Raw genomic sequence first — 16,220 nt, forward strand, 5'->3', positions numbered from 1 at the left:
AGGGCGGTGTCGGCTTTAGATTCTGGGGGTGTAGCTAGGCTGGCATGCTAGATTCTATGCTACAATAGCACCATATCTTTTTATCATTTCTAAGGTCTCCCATGCTACTCTCCCTGCTCAAATCTAACGACCAGCAAGCCATTCAGCAAGAGATCTCCAAACGCTTCGTGCAGAATATGGAGTATTTCCACAAGACTTCCCCAGAGCTTTTCGACGCGCTAAAATCCCAGCCCACAGAATACAATCTCGCAATCAATTCCCAGGGTATCAATATCATCAATCTTGCTACAAACGAGCCTGTCTATCCGCTGGAGAATGATCTCTCACAAATGATAGCAATAAACGAGTCCCTAAGTCTCTCTCCGCTTAAAAACGACAAATGGAGAATCCACTCCAATGGTATTTTCCTAGATAAAATGGATACGCAGAAATTCCCCATAACAGGCGAGGTATGCAATAGTTTTATTGATTTACTCTTTAAGCATAATGGCGTGAAAGAATACTTCCTAAGCAAGGATTTTTTGCCTAGCACCACGATTTTTGGGCTACTTGGGGGAATGTTTTTGGAGTTTTTGCGCGAGCGGGGCGTATTTTTCCACTCATTGCTGATTTTTGAAGAAAATCTCGACATGTTTCGCGTGAGCTGTTATTTCGTGGATTATCCTAAGCTTTTTGCCAGTGTGAGTGATGGTGCATGCTATTTGTTTGTCAAAGATTTGGTTAATCGCTTTTTTATTCGCAATTTTTTCGCACGCCAAAAGATTACAAACAACTTTTTGCGCCTTGAGCTTAATCTCTACGAAAGCCCCAAAATGGATTCTGCTATGCAAATCATCAACGAGGAGTATCTAAGCAACGCACGCGGCTGGGGGAGCTTCGAAGATGAGATGATAGGCATTCAAAACACACTTGAAAATCTCCCAAAAAGTCGCGCCAAATCTAGCGCGAAACCCCAAAAAGTCGCGCCAAATCTTTTCCTACATAATCCCAAGCGCGTCGATATGCCAATCTGTGTTGTGGGCAATGGTGCAAGCCTAGATTCTAGCCTAGAGTTTATCAAGGCAAATCAAGATCGCATGATTATCTTTAGCTGCGGGACAGCCATTACACCGCTTAAGCGCGCAGGCATTGAGCCAGATTTCCAAATTGAGATCGAGCGCATCGACTATCTAGCTGACTATCTACGCCCAGTCCTTGGCAAGACGCCTTTGCTCTGTGGCAACATGATAAACCCAAACGCACTAGAGCTAGCAAATGAGCGCTATATCTTCATGCGCGGAGGAAGTGCAAGCGGATATATGTTTAAAAGCCCCTATGTCATGGAGTTTTGCGCACCATTTGTGGGGAATGCTGGGGTAACGCTTGCTTGCCAGCTAGGGAGCGAAGTGCTGCTGTGCGGGCTAGATTGCGGATATATCCTAGGCAGAAGTAAGCACGCTAGTGAGTCTGCTTATGGTGAGGAGGCGCCAATCACGCTTGAAAATCTCCCGCCAAACTCCCTGCCTGTGCGCCCAAATTTTGATTATGATAACCCTATCATGTTTAATTCCCTGCCCGATGGCTATGCAGTGTATAGCGACTCGATATTTCTACTCTCCAATCAAATGATCGCCCAAGCACTCAAAACCTTTAAGCCCAAAACCGCCCTCAATCTAGGCTTAGGTGCATATATCGAGGGGGCGCGCCCGACACACCCAAGCGAGTTTAGCCTACAGAAAAACAAAAAATCCAAATACACAAAACTCATCAAAAGCTATTTCACGCAAAATTTAGACGCGGTTTTTAGCGACTATCGTAAGGACTTTTATCTAGAAGAGGTGCAGGAGTTTAAACACAATCTCGCTAGCACCCTTAGCCAGACGATACGCGATAAACAGGGGCTTTTTTCGTGGGTGGATATGGTGTTTTCACTCTGTGCAAAAAAGAGTGCCAGCTCGCCGTATGTGGGCATTCTCTTTGAGGGCACGATTGCCCATATCTGCCAGAATCTCATGATCGCCGCGCTGCACTTACCAAGCAATGACATTAGCGCGTTTTTTGACGATAGCAAGCCACACATCGCCACAGCGCTAGATAAAATGCTTCTGCGCTACAAAATGCTTACTTCGCGCTACTAGAGACAAGGTTTGACGCAGGCTAGATTCTAGGCTCGCCTTGATAGATTTGCTGCGATAATGGCTTAAAAGAACGATAAGTTGCTTTTGCTATAATCGCGCCTAATTTCACATTCAAGGATATTTCATGGCAATTGGTATGAGCGAACTCAAAAAAGGCTTAAAAATCGAGATTGATGGCATTCCATATAGAATCGTAGAGTATCAGCATGTCAAGCCCGGCAAAGGCGCGGCGTTTGTGCGTGCAAAAATCAAGTCGTTTCTCGATGGCAAAGTGATCGAAAAGACTTTCCACGCGGGCGATAAATGTGAGGAGCCAAACATCGTAGAAAAGCCTATGCAATACCTCTACCACGATGGCGAGTATTATCAATTTATGGACACAGAGTCTTATGAGCAAATCGCGCTTAGCGAAGATCAAGTCGGCGATGCCAAAAAGTGGCTGCTTGATGGCTCTAGTGTGCAGGTGCTGCTGCATAATGATAAGGCGATTTCTGTGAGTGTGGCGCAAATCGTCGAGCTAAAAATCATAGAAACACCCCCAAACTTCAAGGGCGATACTTCCTCTGCTGGCAAAAAGCCCGCGACTTTGGAGACAGGCGCAGTGGTGCAAATCCCTTTCCATGTGCTAGAGGGCGAGCTTATCCGCGTCAATACCGAGACTGGCGAATATGTCGAGAAAGTGAAGTAGGTGCCTCATGAGTCTAAAATCCTCTCTCAAATCCGCCATCAAGCATAATCCCATCTATGCCAACTATATCCGCCCGCTGCGCGTGAAGCTAAATACCCTCATAGAATCTAGGCTCACAGATGAGCAGTATTTTGTCCGCCGACATAAGAAAATCTTTGGCTACACCCCAGACTTCCGCAATCCCAAGACCTTTAATGAGAAGATTATTCACCGCATTTTGTTTGACAGAAGCCCTGTTTATACCGCGCTAGCCGATAAGCTAAAGGCTAGGATCTACATCGCTGCCACACTTTACCCACTCTATGAAAACGCGAAGGGGGGGGGGCAGAGTGTAATGCAAGCCTAGATTCTAGCTTAGATTCTAGCGCGCAGCCCACCATTTCCACGCAAGAGTTATCCACCATACAAGCCCTAGCCAAGCTCAATCTCCTAGATCCTAGCTCCCCACTCTTTGCCCCCATCGATACGCTAGGATCCACTCTCCTTGCCACCAATATCTGCCCCTATTTGCCTAAGCTCTATGGGATTTACAAAAGCTTTGATGAGATAGACTTCGCCCACCTGCCCCAAGCCTTTGCGATAAAGACCAACCACGACTGCGGTGGCGTGGTGCTTGTGCCAAATAAGCAGGAGTTTTTAAGTGATCAAGCGCGATTTGAAGATGCTAGGCGCAAAATCCAGCAGCACCTAGCCACCAATTTCTACACCCTTTTCCGCGAGTGGCATTATAAAGACATCGAGCCGCGCGTGTTTATCGAGGAGCTTCTAGGTGCGGATTCTAGGGAATCCAGCACAAAAACATTTGAAAATGACGATTTTCATAACAAAATTGCCCAGCAAAAGGGCTTAGATTCTAGCTCTGCAAAGGTGGATTCTACCTCGCCCCAGCCCCTAGAATCCACTTTTGCCTACAAAGCCCCAACAGACTATAAATGCCATACTTTTGGGGATAAAATAAGCCACATTACTGCCATTTTGGATAAATTTACCAACCAAACAGAAATTGCTATGGATACAAATTGGCGAAAAATGCCTTTTGATTTTGAAAAGAAAGCAAGCAACCCACCAGCCAAGCCACATACTCTCACGCTTATAATCAATATCGCCCAAACCCTTGCCAGCCCTTTTTCTTATGTGCGTGTGGATTTATATCTCATCAATAGCGGCATCATTGTAGGCGAGCTGACTTTCACACCCACAGGCGGCACAGAAAAATTCACCCCAAATGAGTGGGATAGAAAATTAGGCGACTTGTGGAGATAGGGCAATAAGTAAAGGCAAGGGGCAAAAGCAGAGTAAGGCAAGGCAAAGCTAGAATCTAGCCTTTAAACAGCTCGCTATGCGAGCCTACTTCTACGCAAGTGAGTATAAGGGCATTGCGATTTTTGGCATAGATGAGTAGCAAATCTGGCTTGATATGGCACTCGCGGAAGCCCTTTAGCTCGCCTGTGAGTTTGTGGTCTCTGTGCTTTGGCTCTAGGTTCTCCCCACTTGCAAGCGTGTAAATCACACTATCGAGCAAGTCTCTATCATCTTGGCTTAGTTTCTTGCGCTGTTTTTTGTATTTGGCAGTAGTGTGGATTTCAAACATCTAAGAATCCATAGCCTTTTTGTAGCTTGCAAAGTCTTTGAACTTCTCTACCCTGCCATTTTTCACAGCCTCCACACTGCGCAAAAGCTCTTCGCTTGGCTCTTTTTGTATGGTGAGCTTGACATCAGCTAGCTTGGCTAGGCTTTTTAGGGCGTTGGTGAAGTCTTTGCTGGCATTTTTGGCGGTGATGTGGATAGTCATTGTCGCTCCTTTGTTTTGGTGGATTATACACTAGAATTCATTTTGCGCTATTGAATCACCGCAAGTGGATTGGTGCGTGGTTTGTCAAGCCAAAGCATGCAATTATAGGGGCTAATACGCGTTTTCTCTCGTGGCGATTTCGATAATCTCAAGTGTGAACTGCTGGGATTTGACATCGCCTATTATGCGGTATTTCCCCACTCGCCACCGCCAAAGATTTCCCATAGATTTATACCGCCCTTGAAGTTTCGCGCAGTTGGGCAGGGTCGTTGGGTTTGGGGACTCTTGCAAATGCGTATCGATGAAAAGCCGCACCAAGTGTATCCCGTGCGGATCGCCTTTATACTGCTTAGCTAGGTATTTTTCTACTTTATTTGTTAGCAGAATCTGCATAGCCCTGCCCATTTACTAAAGTTTCTAGCTCATCGCGCAAGCGATCTTGCTGCTCTTTAGGCATCGCGGCAAAGTCGCTTGCAATCTGTCGCATAGCCTTTGACTCACTAAGCTTGTGGCACGCAGGCTTCTCCACCTTGCACTTGGCGTTGATCGCCTTTGTAAATGCTCTCACGCTTGGCAGAAACTCTTCTTTGACATTCTCTACGATGATAGTCATTGTCGCTCCTTTGTTTTGGTGGATTATACACTAGAATCCATAAGTGATTAAAGAGATTTCCCCCACCTTGCAAATGACGATTTTCATAACAAAATTGCCTTAGCCCAGCCCCTAGATTCTAGCTCTGCAAAGGTGGATTCTGCCTCGCCCCAGCCACTAGAATCTACTTTTGCCTACAAAGCCCCTGATGATTATAAAATAAATCAATGTTTCACACAAACGCTATTTATAGAAAAAGATAGTGATAGATTTGCAAACCACACAAGAATTATGCTTGATAGTAATTTTAAACCTCTATCATTCCAATTTAGCGCAGAAAACCTTCCTATAACCACCATACCACCGATAAAACCACCCACTTTCGCAATGATGTTACGCATAGCGCAATCTTTGGCAGCACCAATAAATTATGTGCGAATAGATTTGTATGAGTGTAATAATGCGATTTATGTAGGCGAGCTTACTTTCACGCCAGCAGGCGGGACAAGCTCATTTAATCCGCAAAAATGGGATAAATTCTACGGAGAAAAATGGGCTTAAACTAGAATCCACAAATCACCAAGCTTTTTATCCCATTCGTTGGGAGTAAATACATTTGCACCTCCTCCATGCGTATAGGTTAGCTCGCCAACAATCATTTTATTGCTGACGCTATACAAATCTATACGAACATAATCAAAGTGTTTAGCAAGCATTTGCGCAGAGCTTATCATTAACCCAAGATTACTAGGTCTTGGTGAAGCTATTTTGGGGGATGAGAGACGCATATTGAAATTCATAGTATTCCACTCTGTGTCAAACATTGTGCGTGTGTGGCTGGTAAATCGCTCTGTATCAACTTGGATAAAGATTTGCTCATTAAAGCAGTGAAACTTATAATCATCAGGGGCTTTGAAAGTGGATTCTAGGGGCTGGGGCGAGGTAGAATCCACCTTTGCAGAGCTAGAATCTAAGCCCTTTTGCTGGGCAATTTTGTTATGAAAATCGTCATTTTCAAGGTTAATGAGAGATGATGAGAAAATTTGCTCTATGATAGGCGATAGCAAACCACGCGCATGGCTTGATTTGCTATATAAGCAGCGGGTTCATGGATTGCTAGTGGCAGTCAATGATTGATTGGTAGTTTTCATCGTGGTGGTAGTCATCGATTATCCCATTAAAGCGCACTTTCTCCTTGGGGGCGATTTCTTTTGCAAGCACTTGCGTATAGCCAGCTTGAGGGAGGATAGTGTTTTTTAGCGCGATAAGCTTACTTGCATTTGGATTCTCGCGCATGGGCGTGATGGTGAGCATACATTCTTTGATAGGGATTTTGCCATTGTTTTTTATCTCGATATCATAGAGAAAGCCATGCGTATAGACAAAGGGTGAGAAATGTGCATAATGCACCGAGATCGGGTAAAGAAAATGCCGCATGACATACGCCACACCAAATGGTGAATATGCTAGGATCGCTCCCTCCACTACGAGACAGAGTGCGAAAATCAACCGATAGCGCCAAAAAATCACCGAGAAAAAAAACACCAACACAAAGATTAGAAAAAACAGCCCGAACACCGCCATTTCTGGTGGTCGAATATGTAGGGAAGCTGTGGCGATAAGTGTCTTTAACCCCAGAATCTCATACATACTATGCCTTGGTGCGTGCAGCTTTTTCCGCTAGCCCGCTAAGTCCAAGGCGTCTTTGCAGCTCGGCTAGCACCTGCTCTGGGTGGATATTGTAGTAGGCTAGCCCTACAAGTGTATGGTAGAGCAAGTCCGCGCATTCATAGACAATCTGTGCAGAGTCTCTATCTTTCAACGCTAGCACGACCTCGCCCGCTTCTTCTACAATCTTTTTGCCAAAGCCATTGACGCCCTTTGCATAAAGGCTAGCAGTGTAAGAGCTAGATTCTGGTGCGCTCTTGCGCTCTAAAAGTGTGTGGTAAAGCGTATCCATAATGTCATAAGCCTGAATGCCATAGACTTGAGAGAGATCGCTAGTGTGGGCTTTAGGGCTAGAGTCTAGCGCGTTAGATTCTAGGGTCTTAGATTCTAGCGCACAAGCTGAATCCATTGAAAAAGTGGATTCTAGCTCTTTGGCACTGCTAGAATCTAGCTTATGAAAAAAGCAGCTTTTATGCCCTGTGTGGCAGGCTGCCCCCACTTGCGTGATGGTAAAAAGCAGCGCGTCATTATCGCAATCTAGCGCGATGGATTCTACTCTTTGCGTATGTCCGCTGCGCTCGCCCTTTTTCCAAATGCGATTTTTAGAGCGAGAAAAGTAGTGCATATAGCCACTCTCTAGCGTAAGCCCTAACGCCTGCTTATCCATAAAGGCTAGCATTAGCACTTCTTTGGTGCTAGAGTCTTGCACGATAGCAGGCATTAGCGGCGATTTATCCCAATCAAGCCTAGCTACTAGCTCATCAATCACCGCTGCATACTCGCTCATATTCCCCTAGCTCCCCATTGGCTACTTATTAGAGACTGCGGAGTTTTGCTTAGGGTTTTTGCTATCGACCCAAATATTTGGCACAGCCCCACCCGGTAGCAAGAAAATCTGCGTATCTTTATTCTCTTTCAAGGCTTCATTAAACTTGCCCTGTGTTTCAATCTGGCGCAGCTGGATAAGCTGGTTATTTAGGCTCTGTCCTACAAGGCGGTTAGACTCTGCCACCGCCTTTGCTTCAATAAGCTTGGCATCTGCCACACCTTGTGCTTTAATGCGATTTGCCCTAGCCTCGCCCTCTTCTTCTTGCTGGCGTCTTTGAGCTTTTTGCCGTGCGTTTTGCACTTCTTCGATTTGCTCTCTTACCTTAGGTGGCAGCACGATTTCACGCAGCTCCACAGAGACGAGATTAACCGGGCGGTCTTCATACTGCTCGATTTTGTCCTTAATGCCGCTGCTGATAAGCTGGGCGATCTCACCGCGCTTGCCGGGCAGCTCTTGGGCAGGGTAGTTCCCAATCACGCTCAATGCCACATCGCGGATCGCTGGATAGACGATTTTCTCCTGCCAAGAAAGCCCCCATTTCTCAATCGTCTTTGGGGCTTTGGTGCTATCTAGGACATATTTGACCGTTAGCTCCACAAGCACCTGCAAGCCATCTCTATCCATTGTGTCAATGGCATTGTTGCGGAAAATGCCGCGATTTTTGCCTACCAAAATATCATCAGCCCTTGAGAAATTCACCTCGCGCACCTTTGTATCTTCGATAATCACACTTTGCACAAAGGGGATAAAAAAGTGGATTCCAGCTTCTAGGGGCTTGGGGTCATAACGCCCTGTGGTAGCCTTAATCCCCGTCTCCCCAGAATTGACAATCACAAAAGGACGCGCCATAAAAAAGAGCAGCCCAAGCACTAGCACGACAATAAGTGTGGTGATAAGCCTGCTGCTAGCCAAATTTGGCGGGATACTAAAGCCCTGTGGATCGCGCGGCGCACCTCTATCATCTCTTCTATTCTCATCTCTCCTGCCATTATCTTGCTTGCGATTATCCCCACTCTCATTATCGCTACTTTTAGGTGGGGTTTGGTTTTTCTTGCGTAAATGCTCGTTTAAATCTATTGGCATAGCAATCCTTTCTTAATCGATAAATGTTAAGAATCCGGCATATTTTGGATTCTGCTCTTTTTGGGCATTGACTAGCGCGTGGAACTCTGCTTGCAGGGCTTTAGTGATCTGCCCAGCCCCACCAGAGCCGATTGGATAAAAATCCACCTCTCTAATAGGCGTGATCTCCGCAGCCGTCCCGGTGAAAAACGCCTCATCAGCCACATAAAGCTCATCGCGCGTGATATGCCGCTCTAGCACCTCTAGCCCCAAGTCTTTAGCAAGCTCGATAGTCGTAGCCTGCGTGATAGACTCTAGCGTATAGTCGTGCGGCGGAGTGATAAGCTTGCCATCTCGCACGATGAAAATACACTCCCCACTGCCCTCTGCTACAAAGCCCTGCTCATCAAGCAGCAGTGCCTCATCACAGCCACACGCTAGGGCTTCGTATTTTGCCATTTGGGAGTTTAGGTAGTTTGCCGCAGCTTTTGCCTTGCCCATAGTGGAGCGGATAGGATTGCGCGCAAAGGAGCTAGTTTTGACCTTTATGCCATTGCTTATGCCATCTTCGCCAAGATACGCGCCCCACTCCCACGCCGCGATAATCGTCTCCACAGGGGCGTTGATATGCGCCACGCCCATAACACCATAGCCTAGATACACAAGCGGGCGGATATAGACATTGCCAGAAAAGTCCGCGCGGTTTGCTTTAAGCAGCTCAATGTGTGCGGCTTCTAGCTCTTCTAGCGTATAGGGGCAGTTTAGGCGCAAAATCTTGCACGATCTTAGCAGCCTAGCGCAATGCTCCCTTAGGCGAAAGATCGCCAAGCCCTTTGGCGTCATATATGCCCTTGTGCCTTCAAATGCCGCGTTTCCATAATGCAGTGTGTGGCTTAGGACATGGGTAGTAGCGTCTTTCCACGCGATAAGCTCGCCGTTTTTCCAAATATAGCTTGACTCTTTCATCGTGAGCTCCTTGGGCGGTTTTTACGCGACCTTTGTGGCTTGCTAGGTTTAGTCTCTTTTGCCCTAGAATCCAGCTCTATCATCGCACTAAAACTAGCAGATTTATGTGTGAGATAGTGGGTAAGTAGCTTTAGGCACAGCTGGGCTGGCTCGGCTTGGCTGCTTAGCTGGTTGTAGGTATCTATGGCGTCTTGAGAGATTTCTGTGGCTAGCAGGTCATCAAGCTTTTTGGTGATATTAACAGGCAGTTCAAAGAGCTCAAGTTTGCTGCCGACATCTTCTTGGATTCTTTGTAGCTCCTTATACTCTAAAGGCGAGACAAGTGTGATTGCCACACCCTTTTTCCCCGCGCGTCCGGTGCGCCCTATGCGATGCACATAGCTTTCTGGGTTCAGTGGGATATGGTAGTTAAACACATGGCTCACATCGCTGATATCTAGCCCACGACTTGCCACATCGGTGGCAACTAGAATCTGGACATTGTGGCTTTTAAACTCGGCGATTGCACTGCGTCTGGCGCGCTGGTCGAGATCCCCATGTAGTGCCACAGAGCTGTAGCCCTGCGCACAGAGAAATGAATTAAGCGTGTCGGCTTCTTTTTTTGTGCGGGTGAAAATGATTGATCGTGTGGGGGCTTGGGTATCGAGCAGGCGGATAATGGCTTCATTACGCTCATTATCGTTGATGACATAGTAGCGTTGCGTAATGTCGGTGTTTGCTACTTCTGTGGGGGTGATTTTGATTTTGGTAGGATTAAGTAGAATCTTGTCTGCTAGCTCTTGGATAGGCTTTGGCATGGTCGCGGAGAATAGCAGGACTTGAATGTCATTTGGTAAAAAGCTAAAAATTTCTTCAATATCGTCCAAAAAGCCCATATCAAGCATTTCATCGCTTTCATCAAGCACGACAATGCGCGGCGCGAAGTTGCGCAGGCGGTTATTGCGTAGGTGGTCGAGTAGCCTACCGGGCGTGGCAATCATGATTTGCGGGTTTTTGTCTAGGAAGCTGATTTGGTGCTTGATATTCTGCCCACCATAGACACAAATCGTGCGTGTGTGCGAGAATTTCCCAAGCTTAAACGCCTCATCGCTAATTTGCATTGCCAGCTCGCGTGTAGGTGTGATGACAAGGGCTTCTACCTCGCCATTATTGCGTAAGCCATGGAGGATTGGCAGGACAAAGGCAGCCGTTTTTCCTGTGCCAGTTTGCGCTTGTGCCATGAGATCGCCACCTTGCAAAATCGCTGGAATGGCTTCTGCTTGGATAGGGCTTGGTGTGGTAAATCCTGCTAACTCAATGCCGCGCAAGACGGACTTTTTCAAGCCTAGATCACCGAAAGTTTGCTCGCTATTTTTTGATTGTTCTGGGGTTTGGGTCTGCATTATGTAAATCTCTATATCGTGTTTTGTGCAATTATACTTTGTGTGGCTTATAATTTTCTTTAAGCCTTTTATGGTGTCTAGCCGCATTTAGTTGGCAGTGTAGCGGTAGATTCTGGTGAAATCTTTAGTTGGATTTTGTGTGCGATTTTCAAGCGACTAAAGCTCGCGCATGGAGAGCTTTTTTATCCCGCGTGTCATCATGAAGCTTTGCTCATAGAAAATTGATAGCACGATTAGCACGCCTGCTACAAGCGCAAGTGAGACAGAGAACATAATCGTAAAATTATCAAAAAATAGCAGTAAGTAGTCTAGGCGTGTTTTGTCATCGCGCTGCTGGACGAAAGCGAGCATAGAGAGAATGCTTTTGTATCCATAGCTTCCTGGGAACATCGGCAAAAGCGATGGAAAAACAATGACTTCTACGGGAGCTTTTATCCGTTTAGCGGCGATAATAGCCAAAAGCCCGATACAAAGACTCGCACAAAAGCTCGCTCCCACGAAGCTAAAAAACGGCAGCTGCATGAGTCCAAAGCGGATATTGTAGCCAAGCCCAGCAAAAAACGCACTCCAAAAAATCGTGCGTTTAAGCGGATTTAGCCCATAGGCAAATCCAAGCCCAGCAATGAAAGCAAATGCAAAATCCTGCAGCATTTCCACGGGCAAGGAGTTATGCCAAGATTTCGCATACAGAATCTCCTGGATATGCGGAGCGATTGTAAAATCAACCATTAAGAATGCTCACATTTGAAATCGCAAGCGTGAGATACACACCCGCCGCAGCACACATAAGAAGCACCATCATGTTGATAAGCCGATTTATCCCCATAAGTGTGTGCTCATGGATAATATCCACGAAAGCATTGAGAATCAGCGCGCCCGGGATTAGGTAGATGATACTCCCGCCAATTGCCACATCTGGCGTATGACTAAGCCCAAGCCATACGCCGATATATGCTACAAATGAGACGATAAACGCCGAGAATAGCATTTGCGCGCGGTTATCAAGGCGGATTTTTTTGAAATATTGCCGCATGAAAAATCCACAAAGTGTCCCCACAAATATACATACCAACGCGCCAAAATCCCCATCAAAGAGCTTGCAAAATGTAGCATTACCAAGCGGAATGATAAGCGCACCCAGGGCTATGGGGAGATGCTTTTGCTCGCAGATATAGGCAAAATGCTCGCGCGCTTCTTCAAGTGAGATATTTTCATCATAGATTTGCCAGCTTAACGCACTTAGATTTGAGATGAGAGAGAGATTCATGCCTAGGTGAGTGTTTTTGATGACTTGCGTGCGGCGATTGTTGTAGTCATGGATATCAGTGATATTTAGCGTGATGTATTGCAAAAATATGCTCAAATGCACTTCATAGCCATAATTTCGCCCGATTCGATCGGTGCATTTAATGATTCTAGCAGTGTAGGCACCATTTTGCAGTAGCGTGCTAGCATAGGAGCAGAGAAAATCACATACCTGCTCAATAGGCATTTTGGCAGGTGCGCTTTGTGCTTGGCTTTGGGGAGCTTGGGGGAGATTCATGAGCGACTCCGGCTAGTGGCTATGTAATTTGGCTAAAATTGTAGTGCGTTTTTATTGAAAATTACCTAAGATCAGGGGAGAGCTATGCGGATTATTGGCGCGAGCGTGATGTTTGTTTGTGATGAGCGATTTAGCGTGGTGAAAAATGGTGGCGTGGTGTTTGAAAATGGCTGCATTATCGAGAGCGGAGAGTATGAAGCGCTGGTGCAAAAATACATGCCAGAATCTAGTAGAGATACTTGCGAGTTTTTCGAGGACTGCGTGCTGCTGCCCGCACTCATCAACGCGCATATCCATTTTGAGTTTAGCAGCAATTCCACAAGCTTTACATACGGAAGCTTTGAGGGCTGGCTTGCAAGCGTTATGGCGCGGCGTGATGATGTGCTAGGCTCCATGCAAGAAAGCATAGAATCTAGTATCAACGAGCAGCTAGACTCTGGTGTGGGGAGCGTGGGAGCGATTTCAAGCTATGGCGATGATATGGAGATTTTAGCTCATAGCCCGCTGAAAGTGGTGTATTTTAGCGAGGTGATTGGCTCAAATCCCGCGGCGGTGGATATGTTGTTTTCGCATTTCAAGGAGCGTTTCACACGCGCGATGAGCCTGGCTAGTAAGCTCGCGCTAGATTCTGGCACTGCTGAAAGGGGGGAGCGGCTAGCACCAGAATCTAGCTTGCCTAGATCTCGCGCTCCTAGATTTTTCCCAGCTATCGCAATCCACTCGCCCTACTCGGTGCATTCTGTGCTGGCTAAACATGTCATTTCCTTTGGGAGAGAGATGTTTAGGGAGAGAGGGATAGTGCAGGAGCGGGAGCAAGATTCCCGCGCGTCTGCACGCGTGATAAACCCATGCGAGCGCTCATGCAGCTTTAGCGCGCATTTCCTAGAGTCAAACGCCGAACGCGTGTGGCTGGAGAGTGAGGGGGCGAGTGGTGCAGAATCTAGTCAAGAATCTGGTGGCTGGTTTTATGATTTCTACACCAAAACACTGGGGCTGAAAAATCCGCGCCCCTACTATACGATTGAGAGCTTTATGCAGCAGTTTTGGGGTGAGCGCGTGGCGTTCGTGCATGGTGTGGCGATGAGTGCAGCGGAATCTCGCGCGCTTATAGATTCTGGTGCGCATCTACTCACTTGCCCACGCTCAAACCGCCTGCTAGGGGGCAGTATGCTGAAACTGCAGCGCTTGGATTCTAGGCTTGCTACGCGGCTTGGTATAGGGAGCGATGGCGCGAGCTCAAATGCTAATACAAATATGCTCGATGAGCTGCGTGCGGGGCTCTTTGGCATGGAGTATCCGCTAGATTGGCTTGCGCGCATACTTCTGCTAGCAGCCACCAGGGGCAATGCTGGTGCGCTAGGGCTGGCAAATGGCTCTCTAGAGCAGGGCAGAAGTGCAGATATGGCGGTGTTTGCTATCAAGGGGATTGCGGATTCTAGTCAGCCAGCGGTGCATTTCATCATGCTAGCGCGCAAGGTGCTTCGGCTCTATATCGATGGTGAGCAGGTGGATAGGGTAGGGGATAAGGCGGAGGGGTAGATTGTATGGGAGATATGCGGGCGGTAGATTTGCAGGGCAGAATCTAGCTTGATAGAGTCTAAGCCTATATAGAGTATTTGACTCTACGGGCGGGCAAATCATGTGTCTTGGCGAAGCGATAAGACGCTCAACTAAGATTTATTGTTTTCTCTAAATTCTTTAAATAGTCTCACTCCCACTCAATAGTCCCCGGGGGTTTTGAGGTGATGTCATACACTACGCGGTTGATCCCTGCTACTTCGTTGATTATGCGATTTGAAACGCTCTCTAAAAATGCGTGGGGTAAGTGTGAGAAACTTGCCGTCATTCCGTCCATTGCTTCTACTGCCCGGACGCAAATGGTATTATCATAAGTGCGGTTATCGCCCATTACGCCCACACTTCGCACATTGAGTAACACACAAAATGCCTGCCACACGCTATCATACAAGCCCCATTTATGCAGCTCTTCTATGAAGATAGAATCCGCTTCTTTCAATAGCTCTAAATCCGCGGCATTCACCTCGCCCATAATGCGTATGGCAAGTCCGGGTCCGGGGAATGGGTGTCGCATAAGCATAGATTCTGGCATTCCTAGCTCCCTGCCTAACGCCCTTACCTCGTCCTTAAACAGCTCTCGCAAAGGCTCGATTAGCTCAAACTTCATCCATTCAGGCAATCCGCCGACATTATGGTGGCTTTTTATCGTTTTACTTGGACCTTTTACACTCACAGATTCTATAACATCAGGGTAGAGTGTGCCTTGTGCTAGGAATTTTATCTCGCCTTTTGTGTTGTGCTTTTTAGCTTCTTTCTCAAAGACTTCTATAAAGGTTTCGCCGATTATTTTTCGCTTCTTTTCCGGGTCAGTTACGCCCTTTAATCGCCCTAAAAATAGCTCTCTTGCATCCGCTACAATCAAAGGCACTTTTAGATTCTCTCTAAACATCGCTTCTACCGCTTCTCTCTCCCCCTTTCTTAAAAGCCCGGTATCGACAAAAACAGGGATAAGATTCTCACCTATGGCACGATAAAGTAAAGTTGCCACAACGGAGCTATCGACCCCCCCACTCACCGCACAAAGCACCTTATCTCCCCCAAGCACCTTTTCACGCAGTTTTACAATCTCACTTTGCGCAAAATTCCGCATATTCCAGCTTGTATCCGCCCCGCAGATTCCCACAGCAAAATTCCGCAAAATCTCCCCGCCGCACTCACTATGCACCACTTCTGGGTGAAACTGCAGCGCATACACTCTCCGCGTGAAATCCGCGATAGCGCAATTTTGTGTATTCCCACTTTTTGCCAGCTCCACAAATCCACTAGGCACAGACTCCACCTTATCCGCGTGGCTCATCCATACAATAGAATCCTGCTTCACGCCCTTAAACAGCTCCACACTAGATTCCGCGATTTCTAGCACCGCCTTGCCAAACTCCTGCGCTTCCGCCCTTACCACACTTCCGCCAAAAAAATGCGCGATATACTGCATACCATAGCAGATCCCAAGCACAGGCACACCAAGAGAAAAAACACCAGAATCCGGCTTATACGCTCCCTCTTCATACACGCTCGCAGGTCCCCCGCTCAAAATTATGCCCTTAGGATTTTTCGCCCTAATAGATTCTAGCTTTTCAAAGTAAGGCACAATCTCCGTATAAACGCCATACTCACGCAGCCGCCGAGCGATAAGCTGTGTATATTGTGAGCCAAAATCAAGCACCAAAATTTCGACAAAATGAGAATCCAATCGCATAAAACGCCTTGTAAATGTGGGATAAACGATGTGAAATTGTAGCAAAGGAAGTTTAGAGAGAAGTTAGCAACTCCTAAGAATCGCCTTTGCCAATCGCTTTTTCCCGCCCAAATCGTTTGGCGAAATATCTTGTGCTTTTTGCTACTGCGAGCACAGCCTCCTGGTAAATCCGCCCCAGAGTCCCCCTAGATTCTAGGAAGCACGGGCGTTTTTTTTTTTTTTGATTTTGCTATAATCTCGGCTTTGATTTTTTGCTTTAAGGAGTTTTCATGCGAAGCACACATAATCCCGCTCATATAAACGGGGG

General features: G+C 46.8%; 19 protein-coding genes. 6 read left to right on the forward strand and 13 right to left on the reverse strand.

All coding sequences use genetic code 11. The annotated features are described in order from the left end of the window. The first annotated feature begins 101 nt into the window (after positions 1-101). The 4 genes from Q0171_RS06520 to Q0171_RS06535 all read left to right on the forward strand — a co-directional run bounded on the left by Q0171_RS06520 (position 102) and on the right by Q0171_RS06535 (position 4,068). The gene (locus Q0171_RS06520) at positions 102-2,117 is read left to right on the forward strand and encodes a 6-hydroxymethylpterin diphosphokinase MptE-like protein (RefSeq protein WP_299328004.1); all 2,016 of its coding nucleotides are present in this window, start codon (positions 102-104) and stop codon (positions 2,115-2,117) included. 124 nt (positions 2,118-2,241) lie between these two features. Continuing rightward, positions 2,242-2,805, forward strand: coding sequence for an elongation factor P (gene efp, locus Q0171_RS06525; RefSeq protein ID WP_299328006.1), 564 nt, complete (start codon positions 2,242-2,244; stop codon positions 2,803-2,805). A gap of 7 nt (positions 2,806-2,812) precedes the next feature. Then, a complete protein-coding gene (locus Q0171_RS06530; RefSeq protein WP_299328008.1) occupies positions 2,813-3,151 on the forward strand; it encodes a hypothetical protein in 339 nt (112 codons plus the stop codon). A 161-nt stretch (positions 3,152-3,312) separates the two neighbouring features. Continuing rightward, entirely contained in the window at positions 3,313-4,068 is a 756-nt protein-coding gene (locus tag Q0171_RS06535) for an ATP-grasp fold amidoligase family protein (protein WP_299328010.1), read from the forward strand. A 55-nt stretch (positions 4,069-4,123) separates the two neighbouring features. On the opposite strand, the gene Q0171_RS06540 is transcribed toward Q0171_RS06535, so the two are convergent. The 4 genes from Q0171_RS06540 to Q0171_RS06555 all read right to left on the reverse strand — a co-directional run bounded on the left by Q0171_RS06540 (position 4,124) and on the right by Q0171_RS06555 (position 5,210). Continuing rightward, complete coding sequence (locus Q0171_RS06540) at positions 4,124-4,396, reverse strand: type II toxin-antitoxin system YafQ family toxin (RefSeq protein WP_299328012.1); 273 nt, start codon at positions 4,394-4,396, stop codon at positions 4,124-4,126. Continuing rightward, complete coding sequence (locus tag Q0171_RS06545; RefSeq protein WP_299328014.1) at positions 4,397-4,597, reverse strand: hypothetical protein; 201 nt, start codon at positions 4,595-4,597, stop codon at positions 4,397-4,399. It lies immediately after the preceding gene. 111 nt (positions 4,598-4,708) lie between these two features. Next, the gene (locus Q0171_RS06550) at positions 4,709-4,990 is read right to left on the reverse strand and encodes a hypothetical protein (RefSeq protein WP_299328016.1); all 282 of its coding nucleotides are present in this window, start codon (positions 4,988-4,990) and stop codon (positions 4,709-4,711) included. Further along, positions 4,968-5,210 carry a hypothetical protein gene (locus Q0171_RS06555; RefSeq protein ID WP_299328018.1) on the reverse strand — a complete coding sequence of 81 codons (243 nt, stop codon included), beginning with the start codon at positions 5,208-5,210 and terminating at the stop codon, positions 4,968-4,970. The genes Q0171_RS06550 and Q0171_RS06555 overlap by 23 nt, the downstream gene beginning before the upstream one ends. Before the next feature lie 132 nt (positions 5,211-5,342). On the opposite strand from Q0171_RS06555, the gene Q0171_RS06560 reads away from it, so the two are divergent. After that, positions 5,343-5,750, forward strand: a complete 408-nt coding sequence (locus Q0171_RS06560) for an ATP-grasp fold amidoligase family protein (RefSeq protein ID WP_299328020.1) — start codon at positions 5,343-5,345, stop codon at positions 5,748-5,750. On the opposite strand, the gene Q0171_RS06565 is transcribed toward Q0171_RS06560, so the two are convergent. The 8 genes from Q0171_RS06565 to Q0171_RS06600 form a co-directional block, all read right to left on the reverse strand. Further along, on the reverse strand, positions 5,747-6,256 hold the full coding sequence (locus Q0171_RS06565) for an ATP-grasp fold amidoligase family protein (protein WP_299328022.1): 510 nt from the start codon (positions 6,254-6,256) through the stop codon (positions 5,747-5,749). The two genes, Q0171_RS06560 and Q0171_RS06565, sit on opposite strands and share 4 nt — an antisense overlap. Positions 6,257-6,305: 49 nt before the next feature. Next, complete coding sequence (locus Q0171_RS06570) at positions 6,306-6,839, reverse strand: DUF2393 family protein (RefSeq protein ID WP_299328024.1); 534 nt, start codon at positions 6,837-6,839, stop codon at positions 6,306-6,308. Position 6,840: 1 nt separating this feature from the next. Then, positions 6,841-7,644: a bifunctional phosphoribosyl-AMP cyclohydrolase/phosphoribosyl-ATP diphosphatase HisIE gene (gene hisIE / locus Q0171_RS06575; RefSeq protein WP_299328026.1), complete on the reverse strand. Its 804-nt coding sequence runs from the start codon at positions 7,642-7,644 to the stop codon at positions 6,841-6,843. 21 nt (positions 7,645-7,665) lie between these two features. Continuing rightward, positions 7,666-8,769, reverse strand: coding sequence for a prohibitin family protein (locus Q0171_RS06580; protein WP_299328028.1), 1,104 nt, complete (start codon positions 8,767-8,769; stop codon positions 7,666-7,668). 12 nt (positions 8,770-8,781) lie between these two features. Beyond that, positions 8,782-9,714, reverse strand: coding sequence for a branched-chain amino acid transaminase (locus Q0171_RS06585; protein WP_299328030.1), 933 nt, complete (start codon positions 9,712-9,714; stop codon positions 8,782-8,784). Continuing rightward, complete coding sequence (locus Q0171_RS06590) at positions 9,711-11,096, reverse strand: DEAD/DEAH box helicase (protein ID WP_299328032.1); 1,386 nt, start codon at positions 11,094-11,096, stop codon at positions 9,711-9,713. Before Q0171_RS06590 ends, Q0171_RS06585 begins: the two co-directional genes overlap by 4 nt. A 156-nt stretch (positions 11,097-11,252) precedes the next feature. Then, positions 11,253-11,825, reverse strand: a complete 573-nt coding sequence (locus Q0171_RS06595) for a threonine/serine exporter family protein (RefSeq protein ID WP_299328034.1) — start codon at positions 11,823-11,825, stop codon at positions 11,253-11,255. After that, the gene (locus Q0171_RS06600; RefSeq protein WP_299328036.1) at positions 11,818-12,639 is read right to left on the reverse strand and encodes a threonine/serine exporter family protein; all 822 of its coding nucleotides are present in this window, start codon (positions 12,637-12,639) and stop codon (positions 11,818-11,820) included. The genes Q0171_RS06595 and Q0171_RS06600 overlap by 8 nt, the downstream gene beginning before the upstream one ends. 84 nt (positions 12,640-12,723) lie before the next feature. Between Q0171_RS06600 and Q0171_RS06605 the strand changes: the two genes are divergently transcribed. After that, positions 12,724-14,178 carry an amidohydrolase family protein gene (locus Q0171_RS06605; protein ID WP_299328038.1) on the forward strand — a complete coding sequence of 485 codons (1,455 nt, stop codon included), beginning with the start codon at positions 12,724-12,726 and terminating at the stop codon, positions 14,176-14,178. A 169-nt stretch (positions 14,179-14,347) separates the two neighbouring features. On the opposite strand, the gene guaA is transcribed toward Q0171_RS06605, so the two are convergent. Next, the gene (gene guaA, locus Q0171_RS06610) at positions 14,348-15,913 is read right to left on the reverse strand and encodes a glutamine-hydrolyzing GMP synthase (RefSeq protein ID WP_299328040.1); all 1,566 of its coding nucleotides are present in this window, start codon (positions 15,911-15,913) and stop codon (positions 14,348-14,350) included. Between the last annotated feature and the right edge of the window lie 307 nt (positions 15,914-16,220).

The sequence above is a fragment of the uncultured Helicobacter sp. genome, from assembly GCF_937906905.1.
Classification (GTDB): domain Bacteria; phylum Campylobacterota; class Campylobacteria; order Campylobacterales; family Helicobacteraceae; genus Helicobacter_B.